This is a genomic window from Albibacterium profundi, from assembly GCF_042159835.1.
GTDB lineage: Bacteria > Bacteroidota > Bacteroidia > Sphingobacteriales > Sphingobacteriaceae > Albibacterium > Albibacterium profundi.
Genome location: NZ_JBBVGT010000002.1, coordinates 1339536 through 1356484, shown reverse-complemented (window position 1 = coordinate 1356484; position 16949 = coordinate 1339536). Strand labels below are relative to the sequence as shown.

The window sequence follows — 16949 nt, the reverse complement described above, 5'->3', positions numbered from 1 at the left end:
GTTTACAGTGCGATTTTTTCCGTTTGTGGCTCTGAACAATATTCGTAAAGCTATAAAACGGCACAAACTAACCTCCGGATTGTTTTGCTTGATATCCCTGTGCATGAAGTAGTTCTAAGACCCGCTTCCGAAAATCCCCCTGAATTAAAATAACTCCCTCTTTAACGGTTCCGCCAACGCCGCATTTTTGCTTTAACGATTTGCCTAGTGCATCTAAATCGTTACCATTGCCCACGAAGCCCGTTACAAGAGTGACCGCCTTTCCGCCCCGTTGCTTTTTATCTAGCATCACCCGTAAGTTCTGTTGCCTCGGAGCAAGCGTCTCTGCTACTTCATTTATCTCTTCCTCATATTCATAGGACGGATCTGTGGAATAAACCACCCCTGTATATTGTTTCTTTTTACCCTTTGCCATCAAATTTATTTTTAAACTTAGATAAATTTTCTTTCAAATGAAACTTTAACTCTTAGTGTACCACGAGTCTGGTCTAGACTTTCAGTGCTAGTCCTTAATAAATAATACACAAAGAGCTGGGAAGAATCGAACAACGAAGATCCTTTCCCAAATGTATAGGTTGACCATCTACATGAACATAGCCTTCCTTTTCTCTTCTTATTAAAATCTCCTTTCCACGGATGATATCCACATAACCCGACTTATCGGTTGTGCGACTAAACAAATGGAACAACATTTTGGGCAAAAGGAAAAGTGGGAAAGGTTTAACGATGCATACGTCAAGCAAGCCATCGCTTACCGACGCATTTGGCGAAACATACGCATTATTACCATATTGTGGAGAATTTGCTAAACTGATCATAAACGCCTCCTCTTTATAATGCTTCCCATCGATGACAAACTCATAGTCCTCTGCTTTGTAATGCCCAATTTCGGAAACCACTGTCTTCATATAGCCAAAGGGCCCCCGTATGCTGTCTTTATCGAATCGATCGCTTATGACTGCATCAAACCCGATCCCCGCCATGTTGAAGAAGTAGTGATCGTTCAACTTACCACTATCGATTCGTTTCACTCGAAATTTGTTAAGCAAAAGAATCGCCTCTTTCATAATCATGGGAATCTCTAAGTATCCTGCGAGACCATTCCCGGACCCCTCAGGTATTATACCCAGCACGACCGATGTGTTAACCAAGGTCCGGGCGACTTCGTTGATTGTTCCATCACCCCCGACAGCGACAACGACATCATAACTATCGCTAATAGCTTGTTGCGTTAGCTCAGCTGCATGCCCGGGCTTTTCACTAAACCGATATTGCGCCTCAAACAAATCTGCATCAAGAAATTGGGCCGAACGCTTTTCAAAGTCCTTCTTTTCTTTTCCTCCCGAAATAGGATTTATGATGAATAATAGCTTTTTTCTCGTGACAACCATTTCTCAAGAACTCGTAAACACAAAACTAAGAAACAAAAGACTTATTCACACCATTTGCAAAAATATAACACAAACTTAAAGTACGGAGGCTCATTCACCTTCCGTTCATCTAAACATATTCGTATCAAACAGTATAAAAACCGACATTAAGCAGTATATAAACAGACCTTTTACCACTGTTACAGGACTGTTTGACCACTGTTCTTCTTAAATAAGCGGGATTTGAAAATGATAATCGAAAAATTATTGTATTTTTGTAGCAAATAAATGTGGATTGATTTGCTTATCCGGTTAAGGATCAAAAGATTGCAACCACGATAAAAAAGTGCTAAAACCTACCCTCGTTTGTTTTAATACTTATACGCAAGCAAATCAACTCTTAACTTTAAATATTGTAACGGTTAAATTTGATTAATATGCCTTATTTATTCACTTCTGAATCGGTATCTGAGGGTCATCCAGATAAAATAGCTGACCAAATTTCTGATGCGTTAATTGACAATTTCTTGGCTTGGGACCCAGATTCAAGGGTTGCAGTAGAGACACTGGTAACCACAGGACAAGTTGTCTTAGCGGGCGAGGTTAAATCCAATACCTACCTTGATATACCACAGATTACGCGCGATGTTATCCGTCGGATCGGTTACACCAAGTCGGCCTATATGTTCGAGGCAGACTCCTGCGGTATTCTCTCTGCTATCCACGAACAGTCGGCCGATATCCACCAAGGAGTGAACCGAGAAAATAAAGAAGACCAAGGAGCTGGAGACCAAGGCATTATGTTTGGCTATGCAAACAACGAGACGGAAAACTACATGCCGTTAGCACTTGATTTGTCACATAAGTTGTTGATTGAACTAGCAGCATTGAGAAGAGAGAATAAAGATATCACATATTTACGACCGGATGCAAAGTCTCAAGTAACCATCGAATACGACAATGATCACAAGCCTTTACGGATCGATACCATCGTTATTTCTACTCAGCATGACGACTTTGATACGGAGCCGACGATGTTGGAAAAAATTAAAGCCGATATAATCAACATTTTAATACCGCGTGTAAAAAAAGGATTAAAGCCTGAACTCCAAAATCTTTTTACCGATGGAATTAAGTATCATATCAACCCGACTGGCAAATTCGTAATTGGCGGTCCGCATGGTGACACCGGACTTACTGGTCGGAAAGTTATCGTAGATACCTATGGAGGGAAAGGCGGACACGGTGGTGGTGCGTTCTCTGGAAAGGATCCTTCAAAAGTAGACCGTTCTGGTGCGTATGCAACACGGCATATAGCGAAAAACTTGGTTGCAGCAGGTGTTGCAGACGAAATATTAGTTCAGGTATCTTATGCTATTGGGGTCAAAGATCCAATGGGGATTTATGTGAACACGTACGGAACCTCGAAACTGGACATTAGTGACAGCGCTATCGCCGCAAAGATCGAGGAAATGTTCGATATGACTCCATATGGTATTGAGACCCGGCTTGGCTTACGAAACCCTATCTATTCGGAAACAGCTGCTTACGGACATATGGGCCGTAAACCGAAAAGTGTTACAAAATCGTTCAAAAACACGTTAGGAGAAGAAAAAACAGTTGAAGTTGAACTATTTACATGGGAAAAACTGGATTACGTAGAAAAGATCAAGCAAGCATTTAATATTTAAGTTTTTCGACTAACTTGGATGTATGTTAAGGAAAATAGCTGGATACATACTTAGCCCGATACATTACATTGCGTTCGGGTTTATCTTATTGATCTTTCAACCCATTCAGTGGCTTGCTTTGAAGCTCGGCGGGTACAAGAGTCATAAGGTTTCGGTAGACATTCTCAACCTTTGCTTAATAGGGGCCTATTATCTATTAGGGAATCGTGTAAGATTTATCAACCGATATGATTTGCCTACTGACAGGCCGATTCTGTTTGTATCGAACCATCAAAGCCTTTACGATATTCCACCATTGATTTTTTTCTTAAGGAAGCACCATGCTAAATTTATTTCAAAAATAGAACTCACGAAGGGAATACCGAGTATTTCTTTTAATCTTAAGCATGGTGGCGGAGCAAATATCGACCGAAAAGACAGTAAGCAGTCAATAGCTGAAATTCTAAAATTAGCCAAACGGATGAGAGAGCGGAACTGGTCGGCTGTTATCTTCCCGGAAGGCACCAGAGCCAAATCTGCCAATATCAAGCCTTTCTCCATCGGAGGTATTGCCACCATAATCAAAAAGGTACCCGATATCTTGGTCGTGCCAATCGCAATCAACAATTCCTGGAAAGTGGTTCAACACGGTAAGTTCCCGCTAAGCACCTTTCATACGATGAGCTGGACTGTTCTGGAGCCTATTGAACCAAAAGGGATAGAGATTGAGGAAATAGTGAGTAAAGCGGAAGATGAAATCCGGAACTATCTAACTTCACGTCCTTTCCATTGATAGGTGCCGCTGTTGCCAGCAAGACCTATATAGATAAGATAGAAAACATGAACGATGGATAGCAATGGTAAATACAACAAATAATTGGTTCGCTTAGCAAAACGACTTATCGGCACTAGAAAAAAATACTCTGCCACCATCTTCGTGAAAATACAGTAAATTGCTACCATTAAAGCTCCCTTGAAGAAAATGGCTCCAATGATATTAGCCACTAAAAGCACATTGAATATCCAAATTCCCACACCTAACATCACCAAGCTCTTGTTTTGGTATTTTGTACTTTTTGATGCCCAGCGTTTGCGTTGGCTTATGAACGAGCCTATGGTATGCTTGGCATCTGTATGAACAATAGCCTCTCTACTTTTGCAGAATGCAATTTGCTTGGGGTACTTGCTGACAACTTTATGCAGAAAGAGTTCATCGTCTCCCGATGCTAAATCATCGATTCCTTGAAAGCCTCCCAACTCTAAAAAGACATCTTTTGAATAGGCCAAATTTGCTCCGTTACATGTGGAAGAACGACCATTGCCAATACCTGCAGCTCCTAAACCAATGAGATAAAGAAACTCCAAGGTCTGCAATCGTTCGAAAAGACTCTTTTCATGGTCGTATACAACCGGACCGGATATAAGCTTTAGTTCTTTTTCCTCATACATTGTCACGATCGATTTCAACCAGTCCGGCCCCATTCGGCAATCAGCATCGGTGGCGACCATTAGCTCACCATTTGCATAATTAATTGCCTCGGTAATCGCTTTCTTTTTATAAGAGTTTAAGGGCTCACTTTCGTCCAATTGGATCAGGATGACGCCCTGCTCTGCAAAAGAACGAATCACATCTGCCGTTCGGTCGGTCGAATGGTCATCAACGACAATTATCTCCAATAGATCTTTGGGGAAATTCTGATTAATAATATCAGTCAGCGTTACCCCAATATTTTTTTCCTCGTTTCTAGCGGCTATTAAAACGCTGACCTTCGTCTGAAATGATGGTGCTTCTTGTGATACACGAAATCGAGGAATTTGTCGCCATCCATGGATAAGGTACAGAATTACCAAGACATAAATGACGGTAAAAAGAACCGTTAATACACTAATGATTTCTGCTACCAAAGAAATTAATTTTAAATACAAAAAAAGATCCGATGATGGCAGGGACAATCAAGTTTATAAACCACACACAAGCTGTAATAGCCATTACTGCAACAATCTCATCGGTGATAAAACCAAAGAAGTAGCTTGCGGTAATTCCTCGTACCCCTACATCAAATAAATCGAGCGAAGGTAATGCAGATTGTACGAAAAATAAAATAAATATGAGCAACACCATCTGGATAACCGGAATTTCAGGCAGAAGTATCTGTATTAAGATGCAATACTGTAACGTAAAAATAACAAACCGTCCCGCGGAATATACAAAGATAGTCCACAGTTCCTTTTTATTATACCGTAGTAACAAATCAAAAAAACGCTTATATTTCCTTAAGAAGCGGATTTTTAATAGCCAACGATTAATCAAGGAAATATTAAAATACAATATTAAGAAAAATAGCATGTAGATAAAACCAAATAAGCATATCACTGCGTACAGCCAACCTTCAACTTCAATAAACTGACCAACAAACCAGCAAATAGCGATACTCCCGAGTACGTTGGTTATCACCATCTGCGAAACAGCGCCAATAAGCATACCGATGACTCCGAAAACACGCTTCCTAGGACGCAGGAATAGCACGCGCCCCCCATACTCGCCGATACGGTTGGGCGTGAACACGGCCCATGATAAGCCACAAAGCACGGACTCAACAGCCATCCGTAACCTAATTGGTTGAAACTGGCAACAGATGTAACGCCATTTTAATGCTTCAAGAAACCAATTAACAGACATCAACACGACAACCGTGGTAATAGTGAACCAAATGACTGCCGACGATATGCTATGGATCAGCTGCGTGAAGTCGCGAAGTGCATCGTTTCTAGTAAGTAATCTGTAGGAATACCAAACTACTAGGACGAAAATACCTGTCTTTAATAGATAGCCGATGATTTTCTTAAACGAAGGATTCAAGCCTTTCCTATTTATTACTCAATGTGGATTATGTTGGCCTATTCAGGTCCGATTTTATGGTGGGTAAAGATATGCAAAAACCTTTAAAATTAAACCCCTCGCATTTCCCGTGGCATTATCTATAAATAAACGTAATATTGTAAAATGAAAATAAAACCCGAAGCTGAACGAATCATCTTAGGAATAGACCCCGGAACCTCGGTTATGGGTTATGGCTTAGTGGTGGAACGTGGAAAGGAATTAACCCTGATCACATTGGGGATTATTAAATTAGGGCATTTGAGTAACCATGCACTAAAGTTACAGGCGATTTTTAAAAAAACGACGGAAATTATTAATGCCTATAAACCAGACTGTATTGCATTGGAAGCTCCCTTCTACGGTAAGAATATCCAATCTATGCTAAAATTGGGCCGAGCACAGGGCGTGGCCATGGCTGCGGGACTAGCGCAAGATATTCCGATATTCGAGTATGCTCCGCGAAAAATCAAGCAATCAGTAACGGGAAACGGTAACGCAGGAAAGGAACAGGTAGCAGCCATGCTTCAAAGCCTGTTAAAATTTGAGGAAAGCCCGAAATTTTTAGACGCTACGGACGGATTAGCTGCAGCAGTATGCCATTCATTTCAGAAGGTAGGAGGCAATAGCAATCTTCAAAATTATTCAGGTTGGTCTGCTTTTGTGAAGGATAATCAAGATCGTATAAAGTAATATTACGACTCAAGCGACTTATTTAGCGCTGAGCGGATCTTCAGTGCATCAGCAGCCAATTCTTCATCAGTTAACTGTAGCTTCTTGCGACTAAAGTCCATATCATTTACCTCGTTTATCGGTATTAGGTGAATATGCGTATGTGCCACCTCTAAACCTACCACGGCTATACCCACCTTTTCACAAGGAAACGCTTCCTTAATACCAGCGGATATGATCTTGGCCATCATCCAAATACCAATATATTCGTCGTCGTTCATATCGAATATATAATCGGTTTCCTTTTTTGGGATGACTAATACATGGCCATGGGTTAATGGATTGATGTCTAAGAACGCAAGAAAATCATTTGTTTCTGCAACCTTGTGTGCGGGTATTTCACCGGATATTATCTTTGAAAAAATAGTTGACATAAAAAAATAGTTTTATCCGAAAATACGAAAAAGCGGTTAGTTCTAACCGCTTTTTCATATTTTTTCATTTAGTACGGCTATGGCTTACCGCACATAACCAATTCTATCTAACGTGATATTTCGAGAATTTCCAACTCGATCTTACCAGCTGGCACATCAATTTCTGCCTTGTCTCCTACTGATTTACCCAATAGACCTTGTGCAATTGGTGATTTCACAGATATTTTGCCAGACTTCAAGTCAGCTTCTGTCTCAGAAACTAATTGATAGGTCATTTCCATCCCATTTTTCGTGTTCTTCAATTTAACGATGGACAGGGCAAGTACTTTGGAGGCGTCTAACTTCGACTCATCAATTAGACGTGCATTAGCCAGAATCTCCGACAATTTAGCTATTTTACTTTCATGGTGACCTTGTGCATCTTTTGCGGCATCGTATTCAGCATTTTCTGACAAATCACCTTTATCCCTGGCTTCAGCTATTGCTTTGGCTATTTTTGCTCGTCCCTCAGTTTTCAGCTGATGCAACTCTTGCTTCAACTTCTCTAAACCTTCTTCTGTGTAATAAGTTATTTCCGCCATAATTATTTTCAATGAAATTGTACAAAAAAGCGGCAAGACCATACTAGCGTATGATCTTGCCGTGATAACAAATATAAAAAACTATTTATATAAATTCAAAAGCTTATTCAGCGTCCTCTACGAACTTGTAACCCATCCCCCTTACCGTTATTAAGTAGGCTGGTCGATCTGGGTTGATCTCAATTTTTTTCCTTAGACGTACAATATGCATATCCAAAGTACGAGTATTGACATTGGAACTATAGCCCCAAACCACTTCCATGAGTTCATCGCGGCTGATAACTCGTCCAATATTCTGAAGAAAATAAAGTAAGATACGGTTTTCCAAAATCGTCAATTCTATTCGCTTCCCATCGCGAATTAATGTGTGGATAGACGGATGATGCTCTGTATCTCCAAACGTAAAGTTCTCAACCGGCTGACTGACAAAGTACTTAACTTTATTTTCAATCATCGCAACCAGCACATCCATATTGAATGGCTTGGTAATGTAATCAGACACACCAAAGCTATAGGCATCAATTTTATCCAAGTCTTGCGACTTTGCTGTCATCATAATGATCAGGTTGGAAAACCCCTTATCACGAACGTTTTCGCAAACCTCGGAGCCGGGTCTTTTGGGCAACATCCAGTCTAAGAGCACGATATCGGGTTTTTCGCGGAGAATCAATTCTTCTCCGTCCTCTCCGTTATCTGCCTGAATAACTTGAAATTGTTCTGCTTCTAGTCTATGTACGACCAAGAACCTTAGGTTATCGTCGTCTTCTATTACTGCTATTTTAATATTAGTGTGCATATTATTCATTTACAAGGGAATTCCCTTTATGGTTCAATTCTGCTGGTAAGGCAATTGTAAAGGTAGACCCTTTACCTTTCTTACTCTCTACAAAGATCTCGCCATTCATCAAATTTACAACTTCCTTACAAAAAGCGAGCCCTAAGCCAACGCTGCCTTGTTGATTGTGCTGCGATTGGATTCGATAGAACTTTTTAAAGATATGTTTCTGTTCATCTTTAGGTATTCCAATACCCTTATCCTCAAATTTAAAAAAGATTTCTCTCTTTTGCTTATAAATATTGATTCTGAGGTATTTTTTCTCATAAGAGGAGTATTTATAAGCATTATCGATAAGGTTTTGGAACAGGCTGATTAGCAAAGTTTCGTCGGTTTCGATAACCTCTACGCCTTGAATCGTGTACTGTATATCGAAGTCTGGATGCTTGACTCGATAACTGTTAACCATATTTCGACAGAATTCATCGAGTTCGACCTCCTTCTTTTTCAGCTTAAATACTTTATTCTCTAACTGCGTGAAAGAAAGCAACGTATTTAGGAGATTGTTCAATTTGTCCGACTCTTCATCAAGGATCTTTCCATAGTAATTTCGTTCGACATCGGTCAGGGTTTTTCCATTACGAATGTTGCTACCGGCGATTTTGATGACGCTGACGGGTGTTTTAAATTCGTGCGATAAATTATTGACAAAATCATATTGCAGTTTAAACATTCGGAAATTAATCTTCAGGTTTTTATAGATCAAGTAACCTATTAGCACTAGAAATAAATAAATAGCCGAAATGGCAATACCGATCGGTGTGAAAAGATTGTTAATTTCTTTTTTGAGAAAGGTCTTAGAGGAGCGGAAATATAATTTATAATCCGAAAGCGCGCCGGAAAGAGGCATTTGAGTGACGATTACGGAAGGGTCTGCTTCATAAGAATCGAAGAATAATGGTTGAATAGATATATTCTGATAAAGTTCGGGGTGCACATTTCGTATATCGAGATTCTGCGGATTCAAATAGAAAGTCATAATATCGAATTCGTAGATCGACGTGTCTTGAAGCTTTCCCTCCATGAATTGTTTAAATATTCGTATTTCATCTCGACGAGGAATCGTCATGTAGGAGATCTTTGCTGAATTAACCGAATAGAAAGAATTGAACACTTCACTCCCGCTCAGCACCTTGGCAGAATCTGCTGCTTCAATAAAAGACGCAAATTTAACGGCCATAGTATTAAATTCATCTGCCTTGGTCAGACTTAATGTAGAGTCTTTAGCCGCGCTGTAGTATACAACTGAATCGGGATGCACCTCGTCTCCAAATTGATAAATCGCTTTGGGAGCTAAATACATTTCATGTATCGAGAATCCATGATTCAAATAGTAATTACTTATCTGCACATCAGCAAACAGGATACGTTCTACTATCGGATAATTCTTTAAAACGGAATCAGCATATCGCTTAGCGCTGGTAGAGTCTAAATATCCTTGGTAATACGACACTTCTCCAATACGATTCTGGAAAAAGTCGTTATACAGATTCAAGCTTTGGTCGAAAACTTCTACTTTTACAGTATTAAATTCATTCTCAACGTAGTTTCTTGTAAGGCTATATCCAAGTATTAAAGCGATTACATAGGTCAGAGTAATCAGTACTAAAAAGGTAATGATCAATAGAGCATTTTTCTTATTAATCGCTTTTTGAGGTCTCATATCTGAATACTATCGTTCTTTCTGTAGATAGGTATCAAAGAATTCGGCCAATTCATTGTATAAATGAACCTTTTCTTCGTTGGCGGTAAAAAGTCGGCCCTCATCCGCTTCAAGGATATATTCAACGGGAACCTTTCGGCTCCGCAAGTCTTTTACAAAGTGATTGGTCTCCATAACGTTGACGCGACTGTCTTTGACTCCATGGGCAATGAAGACAGGTTTTTTGATTTTTCCGGCATGGAAAATGGGTGAATGTTTCCTGAAATAATCACTATCTATAGTAGGGTTCCCCACCATCTCATAGAACATTTGTCTATAAGGTTTGAAATAAGGGGGTATTTCCTTCAAATAGGTAAATAAATTTGTAATACCTGAATAGGACGCAGCACATGCATAGAGGTCGGGTTGATAACAGGCGCTGTGCAAAGCAGAATATCCACCAAGGTTAAAACCATAGATGCCGACTCTAGAAGAATCTGCTATTCCTTCATTAATCAACCATCGGGTGGCATCGGTGATATCGTCCTGCATGGCGGTTCCCCACTTTTTAAAACCATCGATCCAGTATTGTTTACCATATCCCTGCAAGCCGCGTGTATCTACTTGGAACACGGCGTAGCCACGCGAAGCAAAGAATTGCACCTCGGGGTTATACCCCCAGACCGTGCGGGAATAAATATCGGAAGGCGGAATGATAATAGCCGGCAGGTTGGAGTCTCCGTTTTTAGGGAGTGTCAAATAACCTTTAAGCTCAAAGCCGTCTCGCGCTTCAAAGGCTACGGTTTGTACTGGAGATAACAAGCTTGTATCTAAATCTGGATTTTCATCTGCCAGGAGGATCAGATCGTCCGAGTCATAATTATAATAGTAAGTTGCGCCAGGATCGACATCCAGTTCTGTTTTTATTAAAAAACTCGTAAATGTACTGTCTCTCGCTATAATATCGAGGGAGTAATTGGGCACATGTGAACTTAACCGTTCGAAAATTTCTTTTAATCTAGTATCAAGAAAATGTCGTTCCCGTCGGGCACCATTGTATTCAACAAAGCCCATTTCGCCCGTCTGTTTCAGGTAACCTTGGGTACCCAAGTCGTATTTAGCATTTTCATAGATAACACGTACCTCCTTACCTGTGCTAAGGTCGAACTCGACAAGTGCCAATTTGTCTCTATTTTGATTTGAAAGAGCATAGATATTATTTCGATCATGCGTGGTAAAACCGAGTGGTGTTATTCTTGTTTTGTACCGCGTGTTGATTACTTGCCGAAAGTCATCTGATTCATTTTCTCGAACGAGGATTGTTTCCTGCAGGCCATTTGAAACGACAGCCACCCTTAACGAACCTTCCACATCCGTCAACCATCTAACTATATTACCGGGGTTTTCGGCTACTAAGTTACGCTTTCCCGTAACGATATTAAGCCTGTATACGTCAAAAACCGATGAGTCTCGATCATTGAGCGATATCAGAATCTCGTTATTCTTCACTTGTATCGGAGCAATCCAACGAAGATGAGCATCGGTTGGCGGAAGGATAGATCGTATCGCTAATGCTTCCCGATTCACGGACATCAGACGCAGGCTATCTCCTGGCCTTCTCTTTAAAAGAAAGATTAGTTCGTCATCATTTGCCCAAAATGCTGATTCAACGTCGCTATTAGCAGGTACGGTTTGTGTATTGCCAGAAGCAATATCAAGAATAATAATTGAGTTATGCCCTTCATGCTCCTGAAGATAGGAGATGTGTGTACCGCTTGGGGAGATTCTAAAATGAGTTTTCTCAGCCGTATGGAAAAAAAGCTCAGCATCTGGCTGATTGGCGCTATACTTACCGCAGGAAAACGACACTAAAACACATCCGAAAATAAACAGTTTAAGTAAATTTTTTATCATATAGGTCCTCCATCGGCCAATCTATCATTTAATGCTACATTAAAAATTTTGCTTCGAGCTAGATAGATACCTTTGTGAATTTAGGAAAAATAAGCTTTGATGAGAAATGTATATTGGTAACATTTAAAATACAGCACTCTGGCGAAATATAGGTCTTGGTTTTAACGCTCCAGATATCCTATCTTCGCATCATGATATTGTATAACATCACATTCCTGGTAAACGAGGATATCGACGCTGAGTTCACAGCATGGATCCGATATGATTTTCTTCCGAAATTAGCTAATGAATCAATTTTTAAAGGCCAATCGTTTTTAAAGGTGTTAGATTCTCCAAACGAAGGGGAAACATATAGCCTTCAAATGATGAGTGCGAGCGAGAAAGAGATTGATCTTTTTAAAACTGGTTTCTTTAATCGTATCCAAGAAAAAATAGAACAGCACTGGAAAAATCAGCTTTATCTTTTTGAAAGTAGAATGGAGTACATCGCTTTCTATTAATCATCTATATGATAGCGCGGATCGTATTTAATTTTAGGTGTCATATAGAGCAGGGCGATCCTCGAGTATCGATAGTTGATAGGTGCCATCAAAATAATAATGCTGATTAATACAAAACCATATAGCCAAGGCGACTCACTATGTGTTAGTGAGTAAAGTATAAAAGCTGCGATGAGCGCTTCAAAAACAGCAAAACCATAGCTGATATACATTGATATATAAAAATATCCGGGCTCGACCTCAAAATAAAGACCGCAATGAGCGCACACTTGATTACTTCGCTGTCTTCTAAAGGAATATGGATGTCCATAGAAGACCTTCCCTGTACGACAACGAGGGCATCGACAAGATGCCATTGCGCTTAATAGTCCTCTAGCTTTCACAGCTAAAAACTAGCCTTGAGAAAAAGGATTGGGGGCTTCCGCTTCTTGTTTCTTACGATATTTTCGATACCAAAGAAACCCAACCAGAGCAACGGCGGTATACGGCATTGCTAAAAGAAACAATATACCTTTATTTAAATTATCGCCTTGCGTATTACCATTTTTTACAGAACTGTCAGCTGTCAATGAACACATGGCACATTGCGCTTGTGCTTCCGAAAGCGGCGAACTCGCTAACGCCACCGCTAGTAAAAGAATTCCTAAGATTTTTTTTACTGAACTTTTCATTTTCTTTAATCTAACCCCCTAAAATGAATAATAAGGAGATATCATCAAATATACTAAAACTCCGCTAATTGTCACGTATAACCAGATCGGAAAACTCCACCGAACCAGCTTTTTATGCTTTTCAACTTGCAGCATCATGCCACGATAGAAACTCAATAAGACTAACGGAAGCACAATAGCGGCGAGTATAATATGAGTTATCAGAATGAAGAAATATACATACCGTATCGGTCCTTGGCCACCGAATTTTGTCTCCATTCCCGCCGAGTGAAAGATCAAATACGAGATCATAAAAAAACAAGACAAAATAAAGGTTGTGATATTTAACCGCTTATGCATTTGAATATTTTTTCGCCGAATGAAATAATAAGATATCAACAATAAGATAGTACAAGTACCATTAATCAATGCGTTAAGAGTCGGCAAAAATTGGACCCACTTTGGGAGGACATCATGGTTGGGAAACAAATTGACAATATTAGCTTGAAGAAGGATAACAACTAATAAAACGATCATCGAAACCGCACCAACTAATCTAAATATTGCTTTATCATTCATTTTACAAATTTACCTTGTTTTCTCTGGATAGTTCGGTTACTAGTAGAATCATTTCACCGACAAGGCGATCGACCTCATCCTTTGTAAAAAACTCGTAATAGCCACGAATGCGCTGTTTTGAGTCTAGCAGAATAAAGTACGGACTGTGTATGAAAGAATTGTTACGGTGATCAGCAAAACCATCTAACCAAAATTCGTCTTGTGCTATGCGCGAAGTTTCAGCCTCTGATCCGGTCAGAAACTGCCAATTCGTTCCTTCAGTGCCATACTGTTTAGCCATTTCTTTTAAGACGGATGGAGTATCATTCGAGTCAATAGAAATGCTATAAAGGTTTACCATGGGATGTTCACCAAATTTCTTTGCAACCCGAGCCATTGCCAAATTCATGTAAACACCAAACTGCTGACAATCAGAATGCATAAATTGAACAACGGTAATACTTTCTCTTTCAGGAAAGCGAACGAGAAGACTGTCTTGATTTATCAGCTGAAAAGGCTGCACTTGTGTGGTGTCAGAAAGAGGAGAACCCAGATAAGGTAAATCTAGATATACATTCTCACCCGTTTGGCGCAAATAAAAATGCAATAACCCTGGTATCAATAAAATCAATACCAGGGTTATTATTTTACCTAAAGAATACCGTTTATTCCTTTCAGCCATGTATGCTCAGGGAGCTGTATATCTCCTATTTAAAAAGGTATAGTCCGATGTAATCTCCTTCAATGAGTATCAAGATAATCATATAAATTAGGAGAAAAAGCGGGATACCCAGTATTAATTGAAACACTTTTGTTTCAAACTTAAGGTGCATAAAATATGCTACGATGTAGAACGCCTTTAATATCGTTAAAATGATGTATACAGCGACTACCGCAATACCTTTTTCTATCAAACCTGTTTCAACAAAACCAAGAGCTATAATAAACTCCAATGCAGTGAGACCTAATAGATAAAAGAACACTTTCCAAATACGACCTTTGGTCATATCAGGCTCGTGGTGTTCATAGTTATTCTCAGCAGTATTATTTTCAGTAGACATGATCTATATAATTTTAAAATTTAAACCAAGTAGAAGAATGTAAACACAAATACCCATACCAGATCGACAAAGTGCCAGTATAAACCTACTTTCTCGATCATCAAATAGGTTCCACGACGTTCGAACACATTAGCCAGGGTCATTAAAAGAATGATGATATTCAGCGTAATACCCACTGTAACGTGGAAACCGTGAAAACCGGTAATGGCAAAAAAGAAACTAGAAAATTGAGTAGCTCCTTGTTGTTCTGCCAAGGGAATAGACTCCGGAATAGCGCCAAACCAGAAACCTTGATGGCTTAGGTGACTCCATTCCAAGGCCTGACAACCCAAGAATGTTAAGCCCCCGATAATTGTTAAAATCATCCATAACACAACCTCTTTCTTCGAGTGTCTGTGTCCTGCTTCAACCGCAAGAACCATCGTTACAGAACTTACAATCAGAATAAAAGTCATTATACCAACAAATACCAAAGGAGCTCCGGTGTCCGTAATGAACGGAATAGATTGGAAAATGATATCTGGGTTAGGCCATGTATCTTGCACGTACATTCTTTGCGCCCCGTACACAGTAAGGAAGCCTGTAAATGTAAAAGCATCTGAAAGCAAAAATAGCCACATCATTACTTTACCATATTCAGCCTTCAAAGGTGAGGTTCCACCTGACCATTTGCCAGTCTTTACTTCATCTAATTTTGATATAGTTGTGCTCATTATAAAAATTTTATTGGTTCAAAAGTAAGAAAACATATATATATATCCATAAAATATCTAGAAAATGCCAGAACATCGCGGCAAGCTCGGTACTTCCAATATTCTGCTTAAGGGAGTACCGATCGGTTTTCCGAAAAAAGGCAACCAGCAAAACAATAATCCCACCCAAAATATGTGCTAGGTGAAACCCTGTAAAGACATAAATAAAGGATTGCGAAGCATTATTATTGATAAAGTAAGCACCTTGATCAACCAAGGTCTTCCATGCACTAAACTGAGAAATAAAAAATGCAATACCTAAGACAATTGATATCAATAAAAAGATACGTCGCTTCCCTCCGTCATCCTTCTTTGTCGCATCGTAGGCTAGGTGCACTGTTGCACTGCTCAGCACAATGAACGCGGTACTCCAAATAAATGCCTGTGGCAATAGAATCTTAATCCCTTTGTCTACTCCATTGGCCGTATACACAATGTACCCACTACTTAAAGAGGCAAAGATCATGATAGAGGCTATAATAAATAGCCATAATGCAAACTTTTTGGCCTTGAATATGCCTAAAGAATTTTGTTCGTTCGTAATATCCTTCGTGCTCATATCGCTATAAAATCAAACAGTAAAGTTAACTGTATCACTGGTAAATAAAAAAAAGAGGTGAACATCACTTTCTTTGCTGACGCTGTATCCAGTCGACGATACAATTGGACCGAGTACCAAACAAACATTAACGCTCCTAAGGTTGATACGGCACCAACGACATACCCACCAAAACCCATTAAGGTTGGCAGCAAACCGACTGGAATTAACAGAATCGAGGAGAATAGTACCATGAAAGCACTAATCTTATCTTTCCTAGAAGTGGGTAGCAATCGGAAACCAGCACGTTTATAATCTTCATCCAGCACCCATGCGATCGCCCAGAAATGAGGAAACTGCCAAACAAATTGGATTGTGAACAAAATAATCGGTATCCATGAAATTACAGGTTCATCGAAAGCTGCAAAATAACCTATTAGTGGTGGTAGGGCTCCGGGAAATGCACCTACAAAAACGGCAATCGGGGATTTCTGCTTAATAGGTGTATATACAAATGCATAAAGAATGATTGAGAATACGGACAATGCACCTGTAAGGAGATTCAATCTGAATAAAAGTATCGTTCCGATCAGCCCCATGAATAAGCTTAGCACCAATGCCTGACCTGTATTCATTCTTCCCGAAGGCAGCGGCCTATCTGCAGTTCTAGACATCAACTTGTCTAAATCACGCTCAATAATCTCATTAAATCCATTAGCTGAGCCTGTGACGAAGAAACCGCTAATCGTTAATATTGCCCAGTTGACCCAATTGATATCACCTTGGACTTTACTACCCACCAAAAAAGCAATGGACGCAGAAAATACGACTGTCAGAGTCAGCCTAAGCTTTACCAGCTTCTTAAAATCACTTATAAATTCTTTCACTTTCTAT

21 protein-coding genes are annotated in these 16949 nt (G+C 39.7%); 4 read left to right on the top strand and 17 right to left on the bottom strand.

The window, feature by feature from the left end:
- Positions 1-67 precede the first annotated feature (67 nt).
- Together WKR92_RS07480 and WKR92_RS07475 are read right to left on the bottom strand one after the other, a co-directional pair.
- Positions 68-415, bottom strand: a complete 348-nt coding sequence (locus WKR92_RS07480) for a translation initiation factor (RefSeq protein ID WP_375557200.1) — start codon at positions 413-415, stop codon at positions 68-70.
- Positions 416-509: 94 nt separating this feature from the next.
- The gene (locus WKR92_RS07475) at positions 510-1391 is read right to left on the bottom strand and encodes a diacylglycerol/lipid kinase family protein (RefSeq protein ID WP_375557199.1); all 882 of its coding nucleotides are present in this window, start codon (positions 1389-1391) and stop codon (positions 510-512) included.
- A 416-nt stretch (positions 1392-1807) separates the two neighbouring features.
- On the opposite strand from WKR92_RS07475, the gene metK reads away from it, so the two are divergent.
- Positions 1808-3061: a methionine adenosyltransferase gene (gene metK, locus WKR92_RS07470; RefSeq protein ID WP_375557198.1), complete on the top strand. Its 1254-nt coding sequence runs from the start codon at positions 1808-1810 to the stop codon at positions 3059-3061.
- A gap of 22 nt (positions 3062-3083) precedes the next feature.
- Entirely contained in the window at positions 3084-3833 is a 750-nt protein-coding gene (locus tag WKR92_RS07465) for a lysophospholipid acyltransferase family protein (protein ID WP_375557197.1), read from the top strand.
- Here WKR92_RS07465 and WKR92_RS07460 read toward each other — a convergent pair.
- Together WKR92_RS07460 and WKR92_RS07455 are read right to left on the bottom strand one after the other, a co-directional pair.
- A complete protein-coding gene (locus WKR92_RS07460; protein WP_375557196.1) occupies positions 3806-4945 on the bottom strand; it encodes a glycosyltransferase family 2 protein in 1140 nt (379 codons plus the stop codon). The two genes, WKR92_RS07465 and WKR92_RS07460, sit on opposite strands and share 28 nt — an antisense overlap.
- A complete protein-coding gene (locus WKR92_RS07455; protein ID WP_375557195.1) occupies positions 4926-5900 on the bottom strand; it encodes a hypothetical protein in 975 nt (324 codons plus the stop codon). The genes WKR92_RS07460 and WKR92_RS07455 overlap by 20 nt, the downstream gene beginning before the upstream one ends.
- A 144-nt stretch (positions 5901-6044) precedes the next feature.
- Here WKR92_RS07455 and ruvC point away from each other — a divergent pair, with 144 nt between their 5' ends.
- Positions 6045-6611: a crossover junction endodeoxyribonuclease RuvC gene (gene ruvC, locus WKR92_RS07450; protein ID WP_375557194.1), complete on the top strand. Its 567-nt coding sequence runs from the start codon at positions 6045-6047 to the stop codon at positions 6609-6611.
- 2 nt (positions 6612-6613) lie between these two features.
- Here the strand turns inward: ruvC and WKR92_RS07445 are convergent, their stop codons facing one another.
- The 5 genes from WKR92_RS07445 to WKR92_RS07425 all read right to left on the bottom strand — a co-directional run bounded on the left by WKR92_RS07445 (position 6614) and on the right by WKR92_RS07425 (position 11996).
- On the bottom strand, positions 6614-7024 hold the full coding sequence (locus tag WKR92_RS07445) for an HIT family protein (RefSeq protein ID WP_375557193.1): 411 nt from the start codon (positions 7022-7024) through the stop codon (positions 6614-6616).
- Positions 7025-7131: 107 nt separating this feature from the next.
- Positions 7132-7605, bottom strand: a complete 474-nt coding sequence (gene greA / locus WKR92_RS07440) for a transcription elongation factor GreA (RefSeq protein WP_375557192.1) — start codon at positions 7603-7605, stop codon at positions 7132-7134.
- A 103-nt stretch (positions 7606-7708) separates the two neighbouring features.
- Positions 7709-8401, bottom strand: coding sequence for a response regulator transcription factor (locus WKR92_RS07435; protein WP_375557191.1), 693 nt, complete (start codon positions 8399-8401; stop codon positions 7709-7711).
- Position 8402: 1 nt separating this feature from the next.
- A complete protein-coding gene (locus tag WKR92_RS07430) occupies positions 8403-10103 on the bottom strand; it encodes a sensor histidine kinase (protein ID WP_375557190.1) in 1701 nt (566 codons plus the stop codon).
- Between the two features lie 9 nt (positions 10104-10112).
- Positions 10113-11996 carry a S9 family peptidase gene (locus tag WKR92_RS07425; protein WP_375557189.1) on the bottom strand — a complete coding sequence of 628 codons (1884 nt, stop codon included), beginning with the start codon at positions 11994-11996 and terminating at the stop codon, positions 10113-10115.
- Positions 11997-12187: 191 nt separating this feature from the next.
- On the opposite strand from WKR92_RS07425, the gene WKR92_RS07420 reads away from it, so the two are divergent.
- The gene (locus tag WKR92_RS07420) at positions 12188-12496 is read left to right on the top strand and encodes a DUF4286 family protein (RefSeq protein ID WP_375557188.1); all 309 of its coding nucleotides are present in this window, start codon (positions 12188-12190) and stop codon (positions 12494-12496) included.
- On the opposite strand, the gene WKR92_RS07415 is transcribed toward WKR92_RS07420, so the two are convergent.
- Genes WKR92_RS07415 through cyoE form a run of 8 tightly spaced genes read right to left on the bottom strand, consistent with a single transcriptional unit; the run spans position 12493 to position 16942 of the window.
- On the bottom strand, positions 12493-12879 hold the full coding sequence (locus tag WKR92_RS07415; RefSeq protein WP_375557187.1) for a DUF983 domain-containing protein: 387 nt from the start codon (positions 12877-12879) through the stop codon (positions 12493-12495). The genes WKR92_RS07420 and WKR92_RS07415 overlap by 4 nt on opposite strands.
- A 9-nt stretch (positions 12880-12888) precedes the next feature.
- Positions 12889-13167, bottom strand: coding sequence for a CAMCR motif-containing small membrane protein (locus WKR92_RS07410; protein ID WP_375557186.1), 279 nt, complete (start codon positions 13165-13167; stop codon positions 12889-12891).
- Positions 13168-13185: 18 nt separating this feature from the next.
- Complete coding sequence (locus WKR92_RS07405; RefSeq protein WP_375557966.1) at positions 13186-13683, bottom strand: DUF420 domain-containing protein; 498 nt, start codon at positions 13681-13683, stop codon at positions 13186-13188.
- A 43-nt stretch (positions 13684-13726) separates the two neighbouring features.
- Positions 13727-14386: an SCO family protein gene (locus tag WKR92_RS07400; RefSeq protein ID WP_375557185.1), complete on the bottom strand. Its 660-nt coding sequence runs from the start codon at positions 14384-14386 to the stop codon at positions 13727-13729.
- A gap of 25 nt (positions 14387-14411) precedes the next feature.
- Positions 14412-14765 (bottom strand): cytochrome C oxidase subunit IV family protein, encoded by a 354-nt coding sequence (locus tag WKR92_RS07395; RefSeq protein ID WP_375557184.1) that lies wholly within the window; start codon positions 14763-14765, stop codon positions 14412-14414.
- 20 nt (positions 14766-14785) lie between these two features.
- The gene (locus tag WKR92_RS07390; protein WP_375557183.1) at positions 14786-15478 is read right to left on the bottom strand and encodes a cytochrome c oxidase subunit 3; all 693 of its coding nucleotides are present in this window, start codon (positions 15476-15478) and stop codon (positions 14786-14788) included.
- Positions 15479-15488: 10 nt separating this feature from the next.
- Positions 15489-16076: a cytochrome c oxidase subunit 3 gene (locus WKR92_RS07385; protein WP_375557182.1), complete on the bottom strand. Its 588-nt coding sequence runs from the start codon at positions 16074-16076 to the stop codon at positions 15489-15491.
- Entirely contained in the window at positions 16073-16942 is an 870-nt protein-coding gene (gene cyoE, locus WKR92_RS07380) for a heme o synthase (RefSeq protein ID WP_375557181.1), read from the bottom strand. Before cyoE ends, WKR92_RS07385 begins: the two co-directional genes overlap by 4 nt.
- Positions 16943-16949 lie beyond the last annotated feature (7 nt).